This window comes from Arthrobacter sp. Y3223164 (assembly GCF_059091005.1).
Window position 1 is genome coordinate 1 of the sequence record NZ_JBNHGF010000379.1, and the last position, 2584, is coordinate 2584.

At 67.8% G+C, this 2584-nt stretch carries 2 protein-coding genes; one reads left to right on the forward strand and one right to left on the reverse strand.

Going from position 1 to position 2584, the window contains the following annotated elements:
• Positions 1-234: 234 nt before the first annotated feature.
• A complete protein-coding gene (locus AC5RUJ_RS14320; protein WP_494073871.1) occupies positions 235-1026 on the reverse strand; it encodes a peptidylprolyl isomerase in 792 nt (263 codons plus the stop codon).
• Positions 1027-1221: 195 nt separating this feature from the next.
• Between AC5RUJ_RS14320 and hisS the strand changes: the two genes are divergently transcribed.
• On the forward strand, positions 1222-2571 hold the full coding sequence (hisS, locus tag AC5RUJ_RS14325) for a histidine--tRNA ligase (RefSeq protein WP_494014060.1): 1350 nt from the start codon (positions 1222-1224) through the stop codon (positions 2569-2571).
• Positions 2572-2584 lie beyond the last annotated feature (13 nt).

The following is a 2584-nucleotide window of genomic DNA, read 5'->3' on the forward strand; positions in this document are numbered from 1 at the left end:
CGGGGCCTCGTCCTCGGTGGCCTGCGGCGCCGCCTCTGCGGCAGGCGGCTGGCCGGCTGCCGAGCCGTTTGCCGTTTGGTCGGTCGGAACCTGTTCCGCTGCCAAACCGTTTGCGGCTTGTTCGGTCTGGGCGGTCTGGGCTGCTTCGTCGGATTGCTGACTGGGTGTCACCGCTAGAACTCTTTCGCTTGTGCCTGGGGCCGCGTATTCAGCGGCACCATCGTGGTGGGGTGCTCACTGGAGGGTGAACGACTCTATTGTTACCGGTATCTTAGGCGGGCCGTCCTGGCTGTCGGCATCCTCGACGCCTCCGGCCGCGATCTGCTCGATGACGTCCAGCCCTTCGGTTACCTTACCCATAATCGTGTAGCCGCCGGTATCTTGCGGGATGGTGGAATCTTTCCACGCAATGAAGAACTGCGTCCCGTTGCTGTAGGTATCGGCACCGCGGGCGACGGCGATTGTGCCGGCCGGATACACGCCGTCTTCGGGGGTGTTCTCCACCGGGCCCCACTGGTATGCGGGATCGCCGCCGCCGGCCCCGTCCACGGAACCGCACTGCAGCACGCCCATGCTGGCGGCGGTGGTGAGCCGGTGGCAGGTCTTGCCCTCGAAGAAACCGTCCCGGGCCAAGGTGCTGAAGACCGCTGCCGCCTGCGGCGCCACGTTGCCGTCCAGTTCCACACCGATATCGCCCTCGTTCGTGGCGATGGTGCCGTTGAAGACCTTTCCCTCGGCGATCTCCGGCGACGGGATGCCGGCCGCGTTCGCGGAGGGCGGCGGCGAGGCGACGCCTTGCGGGTCTTCGAGGCCCCGGCGGACCTGTTCCACCTCGGACGGAGTGGGGTTCGAGGCGAACACGGTCATCTGCACGATCACGCCGCCGACTACCAGTGCCGCCAAGGCTGCGCCGCCGATGATGTTGTCGCGCTTGCGCCGCGCCGCCTGCTGCCGGCGCAGGTCGCGTTTGGCCTCCATCCGGGCAATGCGGCGCCGGGTTTCGCGGTCATGACGGCTCCGGGCCAAAGCTCCTCCTGGTCGTTGCGCTAATAGACTCCGCCCGGCGCCGGGGCGGCGCCCGGCAGCGCGTTTGGTTCCGCTGCCGTGGCAGGCCTTAAACTGGTCCAGCAGCCAGTCTAGCGATCCAGTGCCGCAGCACTGCCGCCGGCTTTAATGCACCCGCCTCATCCTTACCCCTCATCTACTAGGAGATAGGTCCGTATGGCACGCAAGGCCTCCCTGTCAGGCTTCCCGGAATGGCTTCCGCAGGAGAGGCTTGTGGAGCTGCATGTTCTGGATTCCCTGCGCCGGACGTTTGAGCTGCACGGTTTCTCCTCCATCGAGACCCGCGCCGTCGAAACCGTGGCCCAGCTGCTGCGCAAGGGCGAGATCGACAAAGAGGTTTACGGCCTGCACCGCCTGCAGGCCGACGAATCCGAGGGCAAGTCCGAGGACAAGCTGGCCCTGCATTTCGACCTTACGGTCCCGTTCGCCCGCTACGTCGTGGAGAACGCCGGCCACTTGGCCTTCCCGTTCCGCCGGTACCAGATCCAGAAGGTCTGGCGGGGCGAGCGTCCGCAGGAGGGCCGGGCCCGCGAGTTCACCCAGGCGGACATCGACGTGGTGGGCGACGGCGAGCTGCCCTTCCGCTACGACGTGGAGCTGGCGCTGGTCATCGTCGAGGCCCTCAGCGCGCTGCCCATCCCCGAGTTCAAGCTGCGCGTAAACAACCGGAAGCTGGCCGAGGGCTTCTACCGCGGGATCGGGCTGACCGACACCGCCGGGGTACTGCGCAGCATCGACAAGCTGGAGAAGATCGGTCCCGAGAAGGTTGCCGCGCTGCTGCAGGAAGAACTGGGCGCCACCGACGAACAGGCGCAGGCCGCGCTGAAGCTGGCATCCATCCGCACCGAGGACACCTCCTTCGTGGACCAGGTGCGGGCGCTCGGAGTCCGGCACGAGCTGCTGGACACCGGCCTGGCCGAGTTGGAGGAAGTCATCGGCGAGGCGCACCGGCGCGCCCCGGGCAAGGTGCTGGCCGACCTGAGCATCGCCCGCGGCCTGGACTATTACACCGGCACGGTCTACGAAACCGTCCTTGTGGGCCATGAGCAGCTGGGATCCATCTGCTCCGGAGGCCGTTACGACGCGCTGGCGGCCAAGGGCAACCGGACCTTTCCCGGCGTCGGCCTCTCCATCGGCGTGACCCGGCTGGTCATGCGGATCCTGGGACAGGAGTTCGCCGTGGCGTCCCGGCAGGTGCCGACGACCGTGCTGGTCGCCCTGGCCAACGAGGACAGCTGGTCGCAGGCCCAGGACGTGGCGGGGGAGCTGCGTTCACGCGGCATCAGCGTGGAGGTGGCCGCGAAGGCAGACAAGTTCGGCAAGCAGATCAAGTACGCGGACCGCCGCGGCATCCCCTACGTCTGGTTCACCTCCGTGGCCGACGACGGCAGCCTCAGCCACGAGGTCAAGGACATTCGCTCCGGCGACCAGGCCGCGGCGGATCCGGCGGTCTGGACCCCTCCGGCGGAGGATCTGGCCCCGCAGATCACCGCGGCCGCCCACTAAGGGCGGCCGCGGT

Coding starts and splice junctions, on each gene's coding strand:
- hisS (WP_494014060.1), top strand. CDS start 1,222: ATGGCACGCAAGGCCTCCCTGTCAGGCTTCCCGGAATGGCTTCCGCAG.